Origin of the sequence: Aeromonas sp. s11 (genome assembly GCF_040907945.1) — a bacterium.
GTDB classification, from domain to species: Bacteria; Pseudomonadota; Gammaproteobacteria; order Enterobacterales; family Aeromonadaceae; genus Aeromonas; species Aeromonas veronii.
Genome location: NZ_JBFOCU010000056.1, coordinates 29,162 through 45,635, shown reverse-complemented (window position 1 = coordinate 45,635; position 16,474 = coordinate 29,162). Strand labels below are relative to the sequence as shown.

General features: G+C 58.3%; 21 protein-coding genes. 16 read left to right on the top strand and 5 right to left on the bottom strand.

Translation table 11 applies throughout. The annotated features are described in order from the left end of the window. Nucleotides 1-158 precede the first annotated feature (158 nt). The 3 genes from AB5Y84_RS15680 (at nucleotide 159) to AB5Y84_RS15670 (ending at nucleotide 3,627) form a co-directional block, all read left to right on the top strand. Complete coding sequence (locus tag AB5Y84_RS15680; protein WP_005336842.1) at nucleotides 159-443, top strand: pyrimidine/purine nucleoside phosphorylase; 285 nt, start codon at nucleotides 159-161, stop codon at nucleotides 441-443. A 152-nt stretch (nucleotides 444-595) separates the two neighbouring features. Next, a complete protein-coding gene (locus tag AB5Y84_RS15675; RefSeq protein ID WP_368177323.1) occupies nucleotides 596-1,981 on the top strand; it encodes an L-serine ammonia-lyase in 1,386 nt (461 codons plus the stop codon). A 275-nt stretch (nucleotides 1,982-2,256) separates the two neighbouring features. Then, nucleotides 2,257-3,627: an L-serine ammonia-lyase gene (locus AB5Y84_RS15670; RefSeq protein WP_005336844.1), complete on the top strand. Its 1,371-nt coding sequence runs from the start codon at nucleotides 2,257-2,259 to the stop codon at nucleotides 3,625-3,627. Between the two features lie 854 nt (nucleotides 3,628-4,481). Here the strand turns inward: AB5Y84_RS15670 and AB5Y84_RS15665 are convergent. Then, nucleotides 4,482-4,760, bottom strand: coding sequence for a YcgL domain-containing protein (locus AB5Y84_RS15665; protein WP_005360946.1), 279 nt, complete (start codon nucleotides 4,758-4,760; stop codon nucleotides 4,482-4,484). A gap of 107 nt (nucleotides 4,761-4,867) precedes the next feature. Between AB5Y84_RS15665 and minC the strand changes: the two genes are divergently transcribed. The 5 genes from minC (at nucleotide 4,868) to mtgA (ending at nucleotide 7,987) form a co-directional block, all read left to right on the top strand. Beyond that, a complete protein-coding gene (gene minC / locus AB5Y84_RS15660) occupies nucleotides 4,868-5,587 on the top strand; it encodes a septum site-determining protein MinC (protein WP_013723728.1) in 720 nt (239 codons plus the stop codon). 18 nt (nucleotides 5,588-5,605) lie between these two features. After that, entirely contained in the window at nucleotides 5,606-6,418 is an 813-nt protein-coding gene (gene minD / locus AB5Y84_RS15655; RefSeq protein WP_005336847.1) for a septum site-determining protein MinD, read from the top strand. Between the two features lie 2 nt (nucleotides 6,419-6,420). Continuing rightward, nucleotides 6,421-6,687 carry a cell division topological specificity factor MinE gene (gene minE, locus AB5Y84_RS15650; protein WP_005336848.1) on the top strand — a complete coding sequence of 89 codons (267 nt, stop codon included), beginning with the start codon at nucleotides 6,421-6,423 and terminating at the stop codon, nucleotides 6,685-6,687. A 197-nt stretch (nucleotides 6,688-6,884) separates the two neighbouring features. Beyond that, on the top strand, nucleotides 6,885-7,211 hold the full coding sequence (locus tag AB5Y84_RS15645; protein ID WP_005352317.1) for an HI1450 family dsDNA-mimic protein: 327 nt from the start codon (nucleotides 6,885-6,887) through the stop codon (nucleotides 7,209-7,211). Next, entirely contained in the window at nucleotides 7,196-7,987 is a 792-nt protein-coding gene (gene mtgA / locus AB5Y84_RS15640) for a monofunctional biosynthetic peptidoglycan transglycosylase (protein WP_162632605.1), read from the top strand. The genes AB5Y84_RS15645 and mtgA overlap by 16 nt, the downstream gene beginning before the upstream one ends. A 3-nt stretch (nucleotides 7,988-7,990) precedes the next feature. On the opposite strand, the gene AB5Y84_RS15635 is transcribed toward mtgA, so the two are convergent. Then, on the bottom strand, nucleotides 7,991-8,119 hold the full coding sequence (locus tag AB5Y84_RS15635) for a hypothetical protein (RefSeq protein ID WP_019445852.1): 129 nt from the start codon (nucleotides 8,117-8,119) through the stop codon (nucleotides 7,991-7,993). Between the two features lie 147 nt (nucleotides 8,120-8,266). Here AB5Y84_RS15635 and AB5Y84_RS15630 point away from each other — a divergent pair, with 147 nt between their 5' ends. Further along, complete coding sequence (locus AB5Y84_RS15630) at nucleotides 8,267-8,590, top strand: HI1450 family dsDNA-mimic protein (RefSeq protein ID WP_368177322.1); 324 nt, start codon at nucleotides 8,267-8,269, stop codon at nucleotides 8,588-8,590. Nucleotides 8,591-8,645: 55 nt separating this feature from the next. Here the strand turns inward: AB5Y84_RS15630 and AB5Y84_RS15625 are convergent, their stop codons facing one another. Further along, nucleotides 8,646-8,957, bottom strand: a complete 312-nt coding sequence (locus tag AB5Y84_RS15625; RefSeq protein ID WP_021229998.1) for a DUF1289 domain-containing protein — start codon at nucleotides 8,955-8,957, stop codon at nucleotides 8,646-8,648. A 1-nt stretch (nucleotide 8,958) separates the two neighbouring features. Further along, complete coding sequence (locus AB5Y84_RS15620) at nucleotides 8,959-9,819, bottom strand: S1 RNA-binding domain-containing protein (protein ID WP_005336853.1); 861 nt, start codon at nucleotides 9,817-9,819, stop codon at nucleotides 8,959-8,961. Nucleotides 9,820-10,050: 231 nt separating this feature from the next. Here AB5Y84_RS15620 and AB5Y84_RS15615 point away from each other — a divergent pair, with 231 nt between their 5' ends. The 4 genes from AB5Y84_RS15615 to AB5Y84_RS15600 all read left to right on the top strand — a co-directional run bounded on the left by AB5Y84_RS15615 (nucleotide 10,051) and on the right by AB5Y84_RS15600 (nucleotide 12,434). Then, on the top strand, nucleotides 10,051-11,265 hold the full coding sequence (locus AB5Y84_RS15615; RefSeq protein WP_368177321.1) for a UPF0149 family protein: 1,215 nt from the start codon (nucleotides 10,051-10,053) through the stop codon (nucleotides 11,263-11,265). Between the two features lie 170 nt (nucleotides 11,266-11,435). Further along, nucleotides 11,436-11,900 carry a MarR family winged helix-turn-helix transcriptional regulator gene (locus AB5Y84_RS15610; protein ID WP_368177320.1) on the top strand — a complete coding sequence of 155 codons (465 nt, stop codon included), beginning with the start codon at nucleotides 11,436-11,438 and terminating at the stop codon, nucleotides 11,898-11,900. A gap of 2 nt (nucleotides 11,901-11,902) precedes the next feature. Beyond that, nucleotides 11,903-12,091 (top strand): DUF4250 domain-containing protein, encoded by a 189-nt coding sequence (locus AB5Y84_RS15605; RefSeq protein ID WP_019445848.1) that lies wholly within the window; start codon nucleotides 11,903-11,905, stop codon nucleotides 12,089-12,091. Nucleotides 12,092-12,254: 163 nt separating this feature from the next. Beyond that, nucleotides 12,255-12,434 carry a hypothetical protein gene (locus AB5Y84_RS15600; RefSeq protein ID WP_075115065.1) on the top strand — a complete coding sequence of 60 codons (180 nt, stop codon included), beginning with the start codon at nucleotides 12,255-12,257 and terminating at the stop codon, nucleotides 12,432-12,434. 184 nt (nucleotides 12,435-12,618) lie between these two features. Here the strand turns inward: AB5Y84_RS15600 and AB5Y84_RS15595 are convergent, their stop codons facing one another. Further along, nucleotides 12,619-13,206, bottom strand: coding sequence for an FMN-dependent NADH-azoreductase (locus AB5Y84_RS15595; RefSeq protein ID WP_005352326.1), 588 nt, complete (start codon nucleotides 13,204-13,206; stop codon nucleotides 12,619-12,621). A gap of 226 nt (nucleotides 13,207-13,432) precedes the next feature. Between AB5Y84_RS15595 and AB5Y84_RS15590 the strand changes: the two genes are divergently transcribed. The 3 genes from AB5Y84_RS15590 to hxpB all read left to right on the top strand — a co-directional run bounded on the left by AB5Y84_RS15590 (nucleotide 13,433) and on the right by hxpB (nucleotide 16,373). Further along, nucleotides 13,433-14,323 (top strand): DMT family transporter, encoded by an 891-nt coding sequence (locus tag AB5Y84_RS15590; RefSeq protein WP_100653666.1) that lies wholly within the window; start codon nucleotides 13,433-13,435, stop codon nucleotides 14,321-14,323. An 85-nt stretch (nucleotides 14,324-14,408) separates the two neighbouring features. Further along, on the top strand, nucleotides 14,409-15,587 hold the full coding sequence (purT, locus tag AB5Y84_RS15585; protein WP_368177319.1) for a formate-dependent phosphoribosylglycinamide formyltransferase: 1,179 nt from the start codon (nucleotides 14,409-14,411) through the stop codon (nucleotides 15,585-15,587). A gap of 126 nt (nucleotides 15,588-15,713) precedes the next feature. Beyond that, nucleotides 15,714-16,373, top strand: a complete 660-nt coding sequence (gene hxpB / locus AB5Y84_RS15580; RefSeq protein WP_368177318.1) for a hexitol phosphatase HxpB — start codon at nucleotides 15,714-15,716, stop codon at nucleotides 16,371-16,373. Nucleotides 16,374-16,474 lie beyond the last annotated feature (101 nt).

Sequence of the window (16,474 nt, the reverse complement as noted above, 5' to 3'; positions counted from 1 at the left end):
CTGTTTTAAATCAGCAAATCATTAACCTTGGCTATTAATAAGTTTGCGAAAAAGTGAAGATTCAAAGCGGCCTCGGCGATTTTTACCTCATCCCCCATGACAACTGGCAAAAGATTGTGCTAGTTTGGCTGCACAAACGTACACACAGGGATGTAAAGATGCTGAAAGTTAACGAGTATTTCGACGGAAATGTAAAATCCATCGGTTTCGAACAAAAAGGCGAGAAATCAACCGTCGGGGTGATGAACGCCGGTGACTACCTGTTCAACACCGCCGCCCCCGAACGGATGACAGTGATCAAGGGCGCCCTCACCATCCAGCTGGCTGATGAAGATGAGTGGCACACCTACAGCCAGGGTGAATCCTTCCTGGTGGCCGGTCACTCCTCCTTCAAACTGGAAGTGAAAACCCCCACCGCCTACCTGTGCGAATTTCTCGACTGATCAGGCCGGTTGAAGGGGATCAGCCCCTTCAACTTTCTTGGTCCCCCCAGCCCCATTATCTGTGTCCATGTCACAGCACCGCACATCCCCGCTTCCTATCCATGGCAAAAATCCTAGAATAAACAGACATAAACCATCACCGGATTGATGTCATGATCAGCGTGTTTGACCTGTTTTCCATCGGAATTGGCCCCTCCTCTTCCCATACCGTCGGCCCCATGCGTGCCTCCTATGCCTTCGTTCAGCAGCTCAAGCAGCAAGGCCATCTGCCACAGGTCACGCGGGTCGAAGTGGAGTGTTACGGCTCGCTGGGCCAGACCGGCAAAGGACACGGCACTGGCAAGGCGATCATTCTGGGGTTGTCGGGCTTTGAACCGGAATCGGTCGATATCGATGCCATCCCCGCCATTCTGGCTCGAGTGGAAAAGGAACAGAGCCTGCAGCTGGCAGGCGAACAACCAAGCCATTTTCCCCGCACCGGTGCCATCATCTTCAACCGCCGCAAGACCCTGCCAGCCCACACCAATGGCATGACTCTGCGCGCCTTTGATAAAGAGGAAAACCTGCGCTTCAGCCAGACCTACTACTCCATCGGGGGCGGCTTCATCATTGAAGAGAGCCACTTTGCCACAGCCAAGGAAGAGGCTGCCAAGTCCGATGCCGAGCACCCAGTCCCCTACCCGTTCGACAGCGGCGCCCAGTTGCTGGCCCACTGTCAGGAGAGCGGCCTCTCCATCTCGGGGCTGATCCTCGCCAACGAGCGGGTCTTTCGCAGCGATGAGCAGATAAAAGCGGGGCTGCGCAAAATCTGGCAGGCGATGCAAGGCTGCGTCGAGCGAGGCTGCAAAAGCGAAGGGGTGCTGCCGGGCGGCCTCAAGGTTCGGCGCCGCGCCCCGGGGCTGTTCCGCCAGCTAAGCTGCGAGACCAACTTCAACAAGGATCCGCTGATGGTAATGGAGTGGGTCGATCTCTTTGCGCTGGCGGTCAACGAGGAGAACGCCGCCGGTGGCCGGGTGGTGACCGCCCCCACCAATGGCGCTGCGGGCATCATCCCCGCCGTGCTGCACTACTACGATCGCTTCGTGCACAAGGTGGATGACGAGACGCTGATCCGCTACTTCCTCACCGCGGCTGCCATCGGCATCTTATATAAGAAGAACGCCTCCCTCTCCGGGGCCGAAGTGGGCTGTCAGGGTGAAGTTGGGGTTGCCTGCTCCATGGCGGCTGGCGCGCTGACCGAACTGCTGGGGGGCAGTCCGGCCATGGTGGAGAACGCCGCCGAAATAGGCATGGAGCACAATCTCGGCCTCACCTGCGATCCCATCGGCGGACTGGTGCAGGTGCCCTGCATCGAGCGCAACGCCATGGGGGCGGTCAAGGCGATCAATGCCGCCCGCCTCGCCCTGCGCGGCACCGGTGAGCACAAGGTGTCACTGGACAAGGTGATCAAGACCATGTGGGAGACCGGCAACGACATGAAGACCAAATACAAGGAGACGGCCCGTGGCGGCCTCGCCGTTAACATTACCGAATGTTAAAAAACGGCAAATGACTCCATTTGGTTCCGAAATGCCCGGCATCGCCGGGTATTTTTATGGGCAAACGCTTAACAAAATGGATAAGCACAAAAATAAATTTTATACTCGCGCCTCAGATTCAACAAAAATAGATCTATTTCAACTTTTTTTAGGTCTGGAGCCGTTACACTACGGTTATCTGGTTCTGTGACCTGCGCTGACAAGCGCGTTCCATGGATCTCCCAAATTTCTGTGAGTGGGCATGCCGCCCCCTTCTACCCTGAGGTAATAGTGACATGATCAGCGTTTTTGATATCTTCAAAATCGGTGTAGGCCCCTCTTCTTCCCACACTGTTGGCCCGATGAAAGCGGCCAAACAGTTTGTTGACGAGCTGCGCGCGGGCGGCAAGATCCGCGATGTAACCCGGATCAATGTCGATGTCTACGGCTCCCTCTCCTGGACTGGCAAAGGCCACCATACCGACACTGCCATCATCATGGGCCTGGCTGGCAACCTGCCGGAAAATGTTGATATCGATGCCATCCCCGAGTTTATCTCCCGTGTTGAGCAGACCGAGCGCCTGCCGATCGGCCTGCACTGCCACACCGTCAGCTTCCCGCGCGACGCCATGGTATTCCACGACGAAGCCCTGCCGCTGCACGAAAACGGCATGAAGCTGACTGCTCTGATCGAAGATGAAGTGGTCTACAGCAAGACCTACTACTCCATCGGTGGTGGCTTTATCGTTGACGAAGAGAACTTCGGCAAGGCTGACAGCGGCGACATGTCCGTACGCTATCCGTTCAAGAGCGCCGCCGAGCTGGTTGCCCATTGCAGCCAGACCGGTCTCTCCATCTCTGCCCTGATGATGGAAAACGAGAAGTGCTTCAACACTCCGGAAGAGATCTACAAGAAGTTCGGCAAGATCTGGAACACCATGCGCGAAGGTATCGAGCGCGGCTGCCGTACCGAAGGCGTTCTCTCCGGCCCGCTGCGCGTACCCCGTCGTGCCGCGCCGCTCTACCGTCAGCTCAACACCAACGAGAACCTCTCGAGCGATCCGATGAACATCGTTGACTGGGTCAACATGTTCGCTCTGGCCGTGAGTGAAGAGAACGCTGCCGGTGGCCGCGTGGTCACTGCCCCGACCAACGGCGCTGCCGGTATCATCCCGGCCGTTCTGGCCTACTACGACAAGTTCATCCAGCCGGTTGGCCGTGACGAGTACACCCGTTTCTATCTGGCTGCCGGTGCCGTCGGCATCCTCTACAAGATGAACGCCTCCATCTCCGGCGCCGAAGTAGGCTGTCAGGGTGAAGTGGGAGTCTCCTGCTCCATGGCCGCTGCTGGCCTGACCGAGCTGATGGGCGGTAGCCCGGAGCACGTCTGCGAAGCCGCTGAAATCGGTATGGAGCACAACCTGGGTCTGACCTGTGACCCGGTTGCCGGCCAGGTTCAGGTGCCCTGCATCGAGCGTAACGCCATCGCAGCCATGAAGGCGGTCAACGCCTCCCGTATGGCCCTGCGTCGTACCTCCAAGCCGCGCGTCTCTCTGGACAAGGTGATCGAGACCATGTACATCACCGGCAAGGACATGGACTCCAAGTACCGTGAAACCTCCCGTGGCGGTCTGGCCATCAAGGTGATGCAGGTTGCCTGCGAATAAATAAGGGTTACGACCCTCATCTGAACAAAGGCGGGATATCCCGCCTTTTTTATTGCCCGAATGGAATGCTGGGCACTTATACCGGCATACCGACCATTTCACTGTAGGGCGTCGCGGATATACCCCTGCTACGCCACCGCAATGCGGATTGCCTTGTCTGCATACCTCTCTAATTACATACCTTGATTAACTCGTCTCAATGGATTGGAAGCGACGTTCTACCCTGCCAGTAACCTTTACCTGCTATCTTGCCCTAGCCACGATTTCACAACTAATCGATATCGAGATGGCCCCTCAGCTCAATATCCCCCCTTTGGTCATACCCTTGTTTGGCAAGACGCGGTTACCGCTCACTCTGCGGATTATCACGCCGCCACATTGATTGCCTCCTATGTGGGACTTTCGTGATCAGGGCAAACAATCAAGCACACAAACAGGGGGTTAGCTCATCATGTTGGCCACAGCGCATCGCGCAAACTGGTTTTAGTACCGTTATCACCGCCCTCTTTACGCCCTATTTGATGTAAAACGCATCGCGCAGTGGAGGCCAAAAAAACGCCCAAGGAAGAGGCTGAAAATAATCGATGAATGGGCCAATAGTCGTTGAAATGGAGGATATGAGTGCGCGCTACTCGCTATTTTTGTGAGCGCCAGCAAAGGTTGAGGATATGGTGTTGGGAGCAGATTGACTTTCTATTTAAACAGCGAAAAGTGAATATCACCAAAGGGAGGGTTTAATTTGGCCAGATCCTGTCACGGGATTATCGCAGGCCACCTCTCCGGGGCCGGAATGCGTCATGCAGAGTCACAAAGAATTAGCCCCGCTGGGCAGAACACACCACGGGGCTGGATATTCAGGATGGTTTTTTCAGGCTGGCCTTGTGCTGCTCCAGCAAATTTTCGGGAGGCGGTGGCACCTGCAGGTAGAACCCCTGGTTGGTCAGCGCGGCCATCACCTTGCCGACATCAGCCAGCCCCAAGGGCTTGGCCGGATCCAGCTTGGTCATCAACACCAGCTCGGGACGCCCGAATGCGCTCAGCAATGGCTCGGGAACGCGGGAGAAATCCTCTCTTTTTTCAACAAAAAGGTAGGTCTCGGCTTTTTTGCGACTTTTATAGACTGCACACAACATGGAAATTGATATAATCCGACGAGTTTATTGCCTCTGATGGGGGCAAACTATAACATCAGGAATTGAATAACAATAACGGATTAGCATCTCTGCCTCGGGGAAGATTCATGGTTGAGCGCGATAACGAATTGAAAGGGACCACCTTCACTATTTCTGTGTTGCATATCAGCGATGGCGAGCCTGAGCGGATACGTCAGTTGTTGGCCGAAAAAGTGGCCCAGGCACCCTACTTTTTTAATTGTGCGCCGCTGGTGATCAATGTTTCCCGACTGGAACATATTCCCGATTTCGAACAGCTCAAGGAGCTGGTGGAGTCCGAAGAGTTTGTGCTGGTCGGCATCACGGGGGCGCGCAGTGAAGAGATGAAGACAGCCGCCAAGGCGGTGGGACTGGCCGTGATGGCCTCTGGCAAGAGTCGCAAGAGCGAACCGGAACCCGAGCCTGCCCCCGCGCCAGCCGCCCCTGAGGTGGTTCCCGAGCCCGAACCCGCCCCCTTGATCCCGAGCAAGGTACATGTGGGACCGGTTCGTTCCGGCCAGCAGATTTACGCCGCCGGCACTTCGCTGGTGGTGCTGGGGTCCGTCAGTCCGGGAGCTGAGGTGCTCGCCGACGACAGCATTCATATTTATGGCACCCTGCGTGGCAGAGCCATTGCCGGTGCCCGGGGCAACACCCAGGCCCGGATCTATTGCCAGCAATTACAGGCCGAGCTGCTCTCCATCGCGGGCACATTCCAGCTGAGCGATGCATTGCCGGCAGGCCTGATCCAGCAACCGGTACACGTCCGGCTGGACAACGAACAACTCCGAATAGACCGTATCAAATAGAGTTACAAGGAAGCGAGAATGGCGCGAATCATAGTCGTTACATCGGGTAAAGGTGGCGTTGGCAAGACCACAACCAGTGCGGCCCTGAGCACCGGCTTAGCCCAGCGTGGTCACAAGACAGTGGTCATTGACTTTGACATCGGTCTGAGAAACCTGGATCTCATCATGGGCTGCGAGCGGCGCGTGGTGTATGACTTCGTCAACGTCATCAACGGGGAAGCAAACCTCAATCAGGCGCTGATCAAGGACAAACGCTCGGAAAATCTGTTTATCCTGCCCGCCTCCCAGACCCGGGACAAAGATGCCCTCACCCGTGAGGGGGTCGAGAAGATCCTGGATCAACTGGCGGAGATGAAGTTCGATTACATCGTCTGCGACTCCCCGGCGGGGATCGAGGCGGGTGCACTGATGGCACTCTATTTTGCCGATGAAGCGATCGTCACCACCAACCCGGAAGTCTCTTCCGTGCGTGACTCCGACCGCATCCTTGGCATCCTGGCCTCCAAGTCCCGCCGCGCCGAGCGTGGCGAAGACCCCATCAAGGAGCACCTGCTGCTGACCCGCTACTGCCCGACCCGCGTCAACCGCGGCGACATGCTGAGCGTGCAGGATGTGCAGGAGATCCTGGCCATCCCGTTGCTCGGGGTGATCCCGGAGTCCCAGGCGGTGCTGCGCGCCTCCAACTCAGGCGAACCGGTCATTCTGGACAAGGAGTCCGATGCCGGTCAGGCCTACGAAGATGCGGTGTCCCGCCTGCTGGGCGATGCCAAGGAATTTCGTTTTCTGGAAGAAGAGAAGAAGGGCTTCTTTAGCCGACTGTTCGGGAGTTAAACATGTCATTATTGGATTATTTTCGTTCCAACAAGAAACAGAACACCGCACAACTGGCCAAAGAGCGGTTGCAGATCATTGTTGCTCACGAGCGTTCATCCAGAGGGGGGCCGGATTACCTGCCCCAGCTCAAGCAGGATATCCTCGATGTGATCCGCAAATACGTCAACATTGATCCGGAGAAGATAACCGTCCAACTGGATCAGAAGAGTGATGAGCTGTCGGTACTGGAGCTCAACATCACCTTCGCCGATGACAAGAAGGGATGAGCTGACGCCCTATGCGTGACCCCTTCCCCCAATGAAGACCGGATCCTGTCACTGGATCCGGTTTTTTATTGGCACAAAAACAGGCCACAGCGGTTCGCCTCATCTCGCCAAGGGGTCTGCCGACCGCTAGAATAGCGCCGCCCCGCAGGCAGTGATCTGCGCTGGCACCTTTTTCTCTTTTCTGGAACAGACCGCTTATGTCTATGAATGACGAAATGCACAGCGTCGAGGAACTGCTCGATACCGCCCTTGAACTCTTTATGGAGCTGGCCTCTGACAACCTGCCGGAGCAGGAGATCGCCCGTTTCAATCAGGAGTTCAACGACCGCGGCCTGCTGGCCGAAACCGACCCGGCCGATGACTGGGAAGCGGACGTGGGTTTTGCGGTGAGCGATACCGACTATGCCGAGATCTGGGTAGGCCTTGGCAATGAAGAACAAGAGTATGAGCACTTGTTTGCCCGTATGCTGCTCTCCCGCCGTGTTGACGAGAAGTTTTGCCACATCGAATGGCTGCCCCAATAATTCCGGATCCCGATGATCCCAGCCACTATCAGTGGGAGTCTGACCCTGACTCTGTGGCCCCTGAGCGTCCATCTGCATCGCTTGGGCGCCGGGTGTTGAGGTGGGCAGGCAAGATCGCGCTGGCCGGGCTGCTCTGCTCGGTCGGCTCGGTCGCCTTGCTGCGTTTTATCGATCCGCCGATGTGGAGCTGGCGTATCGAGCGGGCCCTCTTTCCGCCCGCCAAGATCACCCAGGTGCGCCATCAATGGGTAGATCTGGAGTCCATCTCCAAGGAGCTGCAACTGGCGGTGATTGCCGCCGAGGATCAGCGCTTTGCCGATCACAACGGCTTTGACATGGATGCCATCAACGCCGCGCTCAAGCACAACCAGCACAGCGAACGGGTGCGCGGTGCCAGCACCCTCAGCCAGCAGACCGCCAAGAACCTCTTTATGTGGAGTGATCGCAGCTTCCTGCGCAAGGGGCTGGAGGCCTGGTTTACCCTGCTGATGGAGCTGGGCTGGGACAAGGCCCGCATTCTCGAGGTCTATCTCAATATCGTGGAGTTCGGCCCCGGCATCTATGGCGCCGAAGCCGCGGCCCGCACCTACTTTGGCAAACCGGCCAGCCGCTTGACCCGCTACGAGTCATCCCTGCTGGCCGCCGCCCTGCCCAATCCGTGGCGCTATAGGGTCAAGCCCCCGTCACCCTATGTGCAGAAGCGCTCGGTCTGGATCCGCCGCCAGATGGGGCAACTGGGCCAAATCACCCTCAATCGGGTGCATCAGGCCGACTGATCCTCAGGGCTCATCGGGTTTCTCCGGTGGGCCCAGATGGCCGCCCACCGTCTCGCGGTGAAGCGGCAGATAGTGCCACCACCAGGCCTCGCGCCGTCGCTTGATCTGTTGCCGCCGTCCCCGCTGCTTCATCCCCTTACTCCCTGCCAGCTAATCCGCGCCTTAACCATACTCCCCCAGCGTCAACTTGGACAGGCCAGCCACGCCCGGCGTACTGGTCTGGCCGCCACAGCCAATAATTGTTACAGTAGCGAACCTCGATGTATCTGGAGTGATTTCATGGAACAGCGTACCCCGGATCAGCTGGTCGAATGGGCCTATGATCAGTTTCTTGAGCAGGCCGCCGATATGCTGGCCCCCGAACAAATAGTCGACATCACCCTGGAGTTTGAGCAGCGTGGCGCCGTGGAGGCGACTCTGCCCAATGCCGACTGGTCGACCGAGCTGGGTGAGCCGGTCGATATGGAGCGCTGGGTCGAAGTGTGGGTCGGTTTGCTGGATCATCAGGATGAGTTTGAGGTGATCTTCGCCACCTTCCTGCTGCCCCGTCTGTTGACCCAAGATCAAGTGCATGTGCGCTGGCATCGCCAGCAGCAGGCATAAAAAAGGCGCCATCGGCGCCTTTCTTGTTTCTGTGCACTCTTATTGCTGTTCTCTGCTAATCCTGCGCCGCGATGGCCTTGGCCAGACAGCGGCGGCACCAGCAAGCGCTGGCCTCCTGCATCGGCAATACTGGCAACTGGCTGCACCAGCACTGGGCGATGGTCTGACCGGCAGAGACGGCGCAATAGGCCGGTTCGCCACAACCCGGACAGCGGTGGGTGCTTTTCGAGCCATTCAGCTCGGCCATCACCGCCAGCTGGGCCTTGCTATCCATCGCCGACCAGTGGCCGATCTCGCTCAGGGTGCGGCCACAACCAAGGCAAAGCCCATCTTTCGCCTTGCAGAGGCCAACACAGGGACTCGGCATCTTATTCGCTATCCACTGCCGAGTCGGTCTCTGTGGCCACCAGAGTGATGGCATTGTCTTCGATAACAATCTTGCCCTGCTTGTAGAGGCCACCGATCGCCTTCTTGAAGGTGCCCTTGCTCATGCTGAACAGCTTGTAGATGAGCTCGGGTTCGCTCTTGTCACCCACCGCCAGACTGCCGCCCTGCTTTTTCATCCGGCTCAGAATGCGTTCACCGGCATCATCAACCCGCGCCAGACCCGGCTTTTGCAGGGTCAGATCGAGCTTGCCATCTTCGCGCACCTGCTTGACCCAGGCGGTTTGCGGCCGACCGGTCATCACCCGGCCAAACACTTCGTTCTTGAACAGCATGCCGGGATACTGACCGTTGACGATCACCTTGATGCCAAGGGGCGAGTGCTCCCCCGGCAGCGCGGTCACTTCGTCACCGACCTTGAAGTTGCTGCCGGCCGGGGTCAGGAAACGCTCGATGCGGCTGGTGCCGACCATGCGCCCTTCGTTATCCAGTTGCAGACGCACCAGATAAACGTGGCCCACCTGCATCGGCTTGTTCTGCTCGCGGCTGGGCACAAACAGATCCTTTTTCATGCCCCAGTCGAGGAAGGCACCAATCTTGTTGGCATTGACCACTTTCAGACCGGCAAATTCGTCCACCATGGCAAATGGCTTGTCGGTGGTGATCACCGGTTCGCAATCGGCATCCAGATAGAGGAAGACCTGCACGCTATCCCCCTCTTTCACCCCTTCCGGCAGTTGACGCTTGGGCAGCAGCAGTTCACCGTACTCATCGGCCGCAAGCCAGGCGCCGCGATCTTCGAGTTCAACAACGGTGAGGGTGTTCATCTTGCCAATCTGTATCATGGTGCTCTCTTTTTTCATTACCCGGATGGGCCAATTGATCATGACCCCTATGGGCGCGCATGTTACCTCAAGAGCGGTGATCCGGCCTAGTCCCCAAGCCACCACTGGCAGCTCTTTCGCCCCTATCTTATCCGCCAATGGTGATTAAATCGCCAAACAGGCGGCCATTTGCTGCAAATAACCCCACTTTTAGGTAGACTTCGCGGCTGTTCAAATCCAGAGGAACTGTCGATGAACCCATCCACTCGTACCCGCCATCTTAATCAATGGATCCAGAGCCACAGCGATCAGGACATGACCTACCCGGCCCTGCACGGTTTTCTCTGTGCTCGTCTGGTGGGGCCGGAAAGCCCTGACTGGCAACGCCCGCTGGCTGGTCTGCTGGAACAGGATGCCGAGTTGGATGAAAAAAGCGCAGAAGCCCTCAACCACCTGATCGCCGAACTGGAATCCCAAGCCGACGACGCCCAGCTGGCCCTGCCCAGCCAGTGCCGCCTGCCCAGCGATAACCCCGAGCAGGTGTTCGAACAGAGCCACCCCCTCGGTCAATGGTGTTATGGCTTCAGCATGGGTTTTGCCACCTGGCCCAAGCCGAAGGATTTGAACGACCCGACCACCCAGTACCGCTTCAGTCTGGCCGCCGAGCTGAGCCTGTTTCGCGACAAGCAGATGGCCCAGATGCTCTATAGCGCAGCCGCCAGCGAACTCCCCTTTGTCGAGTTCTGCAAACGCCAGCGCCAGAATATGAAAACCGCCCTCAACCAGTTGCTCAACCTCGACCAGTATCAGGCCGCCCCCAGCGCTGATGTGGCCCTCAATGGCGAGCAGGCCCAACAGTGGCAGACCTGGTTCGAGCTGGCCGACAGCTGCCGCGATCATCAGGCCCGCCTCGGCTGGTTCGAGAAGATCATCGCTGATGCCACTCCGCTCTTTGATGAAGCCTTCTGGCAGCAAATCGCCGGTCACGGCTGGAGTGCCCCCGAACTGCGCCCCCTGCTGGCCGCCAGAGCCGGCCGCGCCGACTGCCTGCTGCGCCTTGGCAAGCTGGGCGAGGCCAAAGCGGAGTATCTGGCGCTGCTGACAATCTGCATGGCCGATGAGCTGGGTTGCCGCTACAACCTCTCCACCCTCTATGCACTGCAAGGGGATTGGCAGGCGTTGGCCGCCCTGCTGGTGCGCTTTGATGAAGCCTCCAGCTGGTTGCTCTATAACAAGGCGCTGATGGTCTTTGCCACCGAGGGTGCCGAGACAGCCAAGCCCCATCTGCTGGCCGCCATCGAGGCCAACCCGCACATTCCGGCCTGCCTGCTGGGTCAGCGCAAGCTGCCCAAACAGGAGCCACAAAGCTGGCAAGCGGGCAGCCGCGACGAGGCCGCGCTCTACGCCATCCACACTCGCGAGGCCTGGCTCAAGCAGAACGCCCTCATCTGGTTGCGTAAAGGCTGAACAGCGTTGGCTTAAAATCCCGTCGGTCAGACCCGGTTTTTCCTTGAGGGCGTGCGCCACCGCACATTTCATCGCAACCGGGTCAGACAAATCAGCTTGAGTTTCGTATCATCAATGTCAAAGTATCAAAAGAAACTGCATCTGATGCAGCCGTCACAGCAGGGTGTAATATGTCAAAAATCATAGCGTTACTCGCTCACTACCCGCCCTATCAGTTGGTACATGCCGCCGAGATGCTACGGGATACCTTCGAACAGTTTTATGAACAGCGTTACCAGCTGACCGTGCCGCAGTGGCGCCTGATGATGGTGCTCGGCCCCAACTACCCCATCAGCCAGAAAGAGCTGGTCGAGGCGAGCGGCATGGACAAGGTGCGCATCTCCCGCGAGATCCGCCGTCTGGTTGAAAAAGGGATCATCTTTACCGAGAGCAGCGAGCAGGACAAACGCATCAGCCTAGTCTCCCTCACCGATGCCGGGCTCGCCCTCTTCCTGCAGCTCAAGAGTGAAGCGGGCAGCTGGCAACATACCCTGACCGACTATCTGCCTAGCGAATCCCGCGAGGCGATCCGCCAGCATCTGCACAGCGTCAGCGCCGCCATTGAGCAGCTGCAATCACTGGATCGGGAGAAATAATCATGGATTTGAAAAAGTTCGCCACCATGGACATCAACATGCTGCTGAGCGTCGTCAATATGCAGCTGCGTGATCGCTATGACGATCTGGATGATCTCTGCAAGGCGCAGGAGATCGATCAGGCTGCACTGGAAGCGCGGCTCGCCAGCGGCGATTTTCACTACCAGCCAGCGCAGAAACAGTTCAGATAAAGAGAGCTAGCGGGATCGGGATCACAGCGCCAGTGATGGCGCTGGCTCTGCGGTAAAAACCTGATATGGTCTGAAGAGCCCCAACAGGGTGATGCACGGATACATCACCCTGTCACAAGAGGGCATTAAAATCGTTTCAGGTGAGCAAACCAAGGATGACCCCATGATATTGATGACCCGACAGAGCCTGTTGATCACGCTCTGTACCCTGTTGATGATCAGCCTCTTCACGCCCCACATGCCGCAAAGTACCGAACAGTGGCTGACCACCCTCTTGCTTGGCCTGCTGGTCGCGGTGGCATTGCTGCTGGTGCGTGGTTGTCGCCGCTTTATGATGGAGTAGTGACTCTGTCAGAACGTCTATACCGACCACTTGCCGCGATACTCTCTGTAGCAGCAACGTCTGTCGCAATCATATCTAACCAAAAAACAAACGCAGCCTGATGGCTGCGTTCTTGTATCTCGCAGGGCAACCCCTTGAAGAGATAACCCCTGACGGGATAGAGAGCCCTTATAGAAGAGAGCCCTTAGATAGCCAGAGCCTCAAGCTGCGCTTTGGCCGCTTCCATCCCCTTGCTCTGGGCATCCGGGCCCATACCCATCCCCTCTGCGTAGATGAAATCCACCTCTTTGATACCGATGAAACCGAGCACGGTACGCATGTAGGGGGTGACTAGATCGGTGGCGCTGCCGACGTGCATGCCGCCACGGGGGCTGATCACCAACGCACGGGTATTTTCAACCATACCCACCGGACCGGTCTCGGTGTAGCGGAAGGTGACGCCAGCACGAGCCACCAGATCGATCCAGTTTTTCAGCTGGGTCGGGATGTTGAAGTTGTACATGGGGGCCGCAATAACCACCAGATCGCTCGCTTTGAGTTCGGCGATCAGCTCGTCGGACTGGGCGATCACCGCCAGTTGACGTTCATTGAGGTTGTCACCACCGCGCAGGCCGGAGGCCAACTCGCCATCCAGCACCGGCAGGTTGAGTGCTGCCAGATCACGCACGGTGACGGCATCATCCTGATGGTCAGCCAGGAAACCGTCGATCAGGGCGTTGGATTGGGAATATTGACCCAGGATGCTGGATTTGAGTACGAGGATATTGGCCATGGTGAAACTCCATTTGGTTGTCGGTTGAACAGCGTTGCTGTCGATGGAGGTCACTCTAAACATTGTGCTTATTTGCTGATAGCGAAAATAGATGCTCAACTTGTTCAAATTTTTTGATGCAAGGCCACTTCCTCGCCAGCCAGCCTTGCGGCCGCGCTTCAACCCTTGGCAGAACAAACGATTGCCGTTATGATCCGCCGCACTTTTTTCCAGCGACCCGGATCCCATGATACCCTCGCGCAGGCACTCTCCTCTGGCCGGTGCAGTCTGGATGATGGTGGCAGGACTCTGCTTCGCCGCCGTCAACAGCCTGAGCCAGTATGTCAGCTTCAAGCTTGGCCTCCCATCGACCCAGGTCGCTTTCCATCAATACCTGATCGCCCTGATCTGCCTGCTGCCCTGGCTGGTTCGCCATGGCCTGCGCCAATCCCTGATGACCAATCAGTTCCGGTTGCACCTGTTGCGGGTATTGCTGGCGGTGATCGGCATCCAGCTCTGGCTCTGGGCACTGGCGTACCCCGTCCCCATCTGGCAGGGGATCGCCCTGCTGATGACCTCACCGCTGTTTGCCACCCTGGGCTCCGCCCTGCTGCTCAAGGAGCAGGTGAGCCGCGCCCGCATTCTGGCCACCCTGGCGGGCTTTGCCGGCGCCATGTTGATCCTCGCCCCCTGGACTGACGAATTCAACTGGGCCTCCCTGCTGCCGGTGGCGGCGGCGCTATTCTGGGCAGGTTACTCCCTGATGGTGCGCTATCAGGCGGCCAACGAATCATCCCACACCATTGTGGTGTATCTGCTTATTTTCAGTACCCCGTTCAACGTCATGCTGGCCCTGCCGGAATGGCAGTGGCCAAGCGAGAGCCAGTGGCTGCTGGTAGCCGCTTCCGGAGTGCTGACGGCGCTGGCCCAGATGTCCATCGCGCGCGCTTACAGCGTGGCGGAGGCCTCCTTCGTGCAGCCTTTCGATTTTGCCAAGCTGCCGATGAACGTGCTGGCGGGCTGGCTGGTATTTGGCTGGGCGCCCCCCGGCCGTCTGTGGCTTGGCGCCGCCATCATCATTGGCGCCATTACCTTGCTGACCCATCTGGAGCAGCGCGCTCACAAACCCGTTTCCTGAGGTACGCCATGCGTGCCTCTTTTTTTGTCCGCTATTAGTGCGATAGCGATCATCAACAATGACCATCGACATCAGGAGAGATCGTATGTTTGGAACCGCAACCCGCCCCGGCGCCACCCGTGCCCTGCTGCTGGGCTCCGGCGAACTTGGCAAGGAGGTCGCCATCGAGCTGCAACGCTTCGGGATCGAAGTGATCGCCGCCGACCGCTACCCCAATGCCCCCGCCATGCAGGTGGCCCACGCAGCCCACGTACTGGACATGCTCGATGGCAACGCCCTGCGTGCCCTGGTTGCCGAGGTTAAACCCGACCTCATCATCCCCGAGATTGAAGCGATTGCCACCGATACCCTGGCTGCCCTTGAGCAAGAAGGGGTCAAGGTAGTGCCCAACGCCCGCGCTACCCAGCTCACCATGAACCGGGAAGGGATCCGCCGCCTCGCAGCCGAGACCCTGGGTCTGCCCACCTCACCCTACCGTTTTGCCCAAAGCAAAGAGGAGTTTGTCGCCTCCGTCGAGGCTATCGGCCTGCCCTGCGTGGTGAAACCTGTGATGAGCTCGTCCGGCAAGGGACAGAGCGTGCTGCGCGATCTCGCCAAGCTCGATGAGAGCTGGACCTACGCCCAGGAAGGCGGCCGCGCCGGTCGTGGCAAGGTGATCGTCGAGGGCTTCGTCCCCTTCGAGTACGAGATCACCCTGCTCACGGTACGCGCCGTCGATGGCATTCACTTCTGCGACCCTATCGGCCACCGGCAGGAAGATGGCGACTACCGCGAATCCTGGCAGCCACAGGTGATGAGCGAGCTGGCGCTGGCCCGCTCCAAAGAGGTAGCGGCCAAGGTGGTCGAGGCCCTCGGCGGTTACGGCCTGTTCGGGGTCGAACTCTTCATCAAGGGGGATGAAGTGTGGTTCAGCGAAGTCTCCCCCCGCCCCCACGATACCGGCATGGTGACCCTGATTTCTCAGGATCTCTCCGAGTTCGCCCTGCACGTGCGCGCCATTCTGGGGCTGCCGGTCGGCACCATCACCCAGTACGGGCCGAGCGCCTCTGCCGTGGTACTGCGCGAAGGGCACAGCCAGAATATCCGCTATCAGGGGATTGATGAGGCATTGGCGCTGGTGCCGGGTGCCCAGCTGCGGCTATTTGGCAAGCCGGAGATCGCCGGTCGCCGCCGTCTTGGCGTGGCGCTGGCCCGCGCAGCGGATTGCCAGGATGCGGTAGAGAAAGCCAAAGCCGTGGCCGCCAAGGTCGATGTACTGTTCTAAGGGCTTTTTTGCCATAGCAAAACAAACGTTTGCCGATGTGATCGGGCGCAAGGGGCATGGCAATGCCCCTTTTGCATTTCCCCGTCAGGCTTATAATCCACTCTTCAAATTTGTCAGGAGTACAAGATGTTAGCTGCCGTGATCTTCGATATGGATGGTGTTCTGATCGACTCGGAACCCTTTTGGCAACGGGCCCAAATCGCCGTTTTCTCCGAACTGGGTCACCCCCACACGGTAGAGGATTGCGAATCGACCATCGGCGTGCGCATCGATCAGCTGGTTGCCCACTGGTATCGCCTGCGCCCGTGGAGCGGCCCGAGCCAGGAGGAGGTGGTACAGCGCATTCTGGATCGGGTCAACGCCCTGATCCTCTCCGAAGGTCAGGCCAAAGCCGGCGTGCTGGAGGCGCTCGACCTTATCGAAGCGCGCGGCCTGAAAGTGGGTCTGGCCACCTCCTCCCCCTTTGCGATGGTAGAAGCGGTGCTCGGCAAACTTGGCATTCGCGATCGCTTTATGGCGGTTCACTCCGCTGAAGTAGAGCGTTTCGGCAAACCGCACCCGGATGTCTACATCCACGCCGCCGAAAAGCTGGGGGTGGAACCGGTACACTGTCTGGCCATCGAAGATAGTTTTACCGGCCTGCTGGCGGCCAAGGCGGCCTCCATGACAGCGCTGATCGTGCCGGACCCCGCTTTAGTGGGTAACCCACGCTTGGCCATCGCCAACTACCAGCTGAGCTCGCTGGCCGAGCTCAATGCCGACATGTTGGCCAGCTGGGTCAAATAGCGCCTATCCCGGCCTTGTTGCGCTCGCGTTCTCATACCCGCAGGGGGCTCCAGCCCCCTGTGATTGCCAAACAACCGTTGGCAATTTCCCTCTTTTCACCT

Coding starts and splice junctions, on each gene's coding strand:
- AB5Y84_RS15680 (WP_005336842.1), top strand. CDS start 159: ATGCTGAAAGTTAACGAGTATTTCGACGGAAATGTAAAATCCATCGGT.
- AB5Y84_RS15675 (WP_368177323.1), top strand. CDS start 596: ATGATCAGCGTGTTTGACCTGTTTTCCATCGGAATTGGCCCCTCCTCT.
- AB5Y84_RS15670 (WP_005336844.1), top strand. CDS start 2,257: ATGATCAGCGTTTTTGATATCTTCAAAATCGGTGTAGGCCCCTCTTCT.
- AB5Y84_RS15665 (WP_005360946.1), bottom strand. CDS start 4,760: ATGTTGTGTGCAGTCTATAAAAGTCGCAAAAAAGCCGAGACCTACCTT.
- minC (WP_013723728.1), top strand. CDS start 4,868: ATGGTTGAGCGCGATAACGAATTGAAAGGGACCACCTTCACTATTTCT.
- minD (WP_005336847.1), top strand. CDS start 5,606: ATGGCGCGAATCATAGTCGTTACATCGGGTAAAGGTGGCGTTGGCAAG.
- minE (WP_005336848.1), top strand. CDS start 6,421: ATGTCATTATTGGATTATTTTCGTTCCAACAAGAAACAGAACACCGCA.
- AB5Y84_RS15645 (WP_005352317.1), top strand. CDS start 6,885: ATGTCTATGAATGACGAAATGCACAGCGTCGAGGAACTGCTCGATACC.
- mtgA (WP_162632605.1), top strand. CDS start 7,196: ATGGCTGCCCCAATAATTCCGGATCCCGATGATCCCAGCCACTATCAG.
- AB5Y84_RS15635 (WP_019445852.1), bottom strand. CDS start 8,119: ATGAAGCAGCGGGGACGGCGGCAACAGATCAAGCGACGGCGCGAGGCC.
- AB5Y84_RS15630 (WP_368177322.1), top strand. CDS start 8,267: ATGGAACAGCGTACCCCGGATCAGCTGGTCGAATGGGCCTATGATCAG.
- AB5Y84_RS15625 (WP_021229998.1), bottom strand. CDS start 8,957: ATGCCGAGTCCCTGTGTTGGCCTCTGCAAGGCGAAAGATGGGCTTTGC.
- AB5Y84_RS15620 (WP_005336853.1), bottom strand. CDS start 9,819: ATGATACAGATTGGCAAGATGAACACCCTCACCGTTGTTGAACTCGAA.
- AB5Y84_RS15615 (WP_368177321.1), top strand. CDS start 10,051: ATGAACCCATCCACTCGTACCCGCCATCTTAATCAATGGATCCAGAGC.
- AB5Y84_RS15610 (WP_368177320.1), top strand. CDS start 11,436: ATGTCAAAAATCATAGCGTTACTCGCTCACTACCCGCCCTATCAGTTG.
- AB5Y84_RS15605 (WP_019445848.1), top strand. CDS start 11,903: ATGGATTTGAAAAAGTTCGCCACCATGGACATCAACATGCTGCTGAGC.
- AB5Y84_RS15600 (WP_075115065.1), top strand. CDS start 12,255: ATGATATTGATGACCCGACAGAGCCTGTTGATCACGCTCTGTACCCTG.
- AB5Y84_RS15595 (WP_005352326.1), bottom strand. CDS start 13,206: ATGGCCAATATCCTCGTACTCAAATCCAGCATCCTGGGTCAATATTCC.
- AB5Y84_RS15590 (WP_100653666.1), top strand. CDS start 13,433: ATGATACCCTCGCGCAGGCACTCTCCTCTGGCCGGTGCAGTCTGGATG.
- purT (WP_368177319.1), top strand. CDS start 14,409: ATGTTTGGAACCGCAACCCGCCCCGGCGCCACCCGTGCCCTGCTGCTG.
- hxpB (WP_368177318.1), top strand. CDS start 15,714: ATGTTAGCTGCCGTGATCTTCGATATGGATGGTGTTCTGATCGACTCG.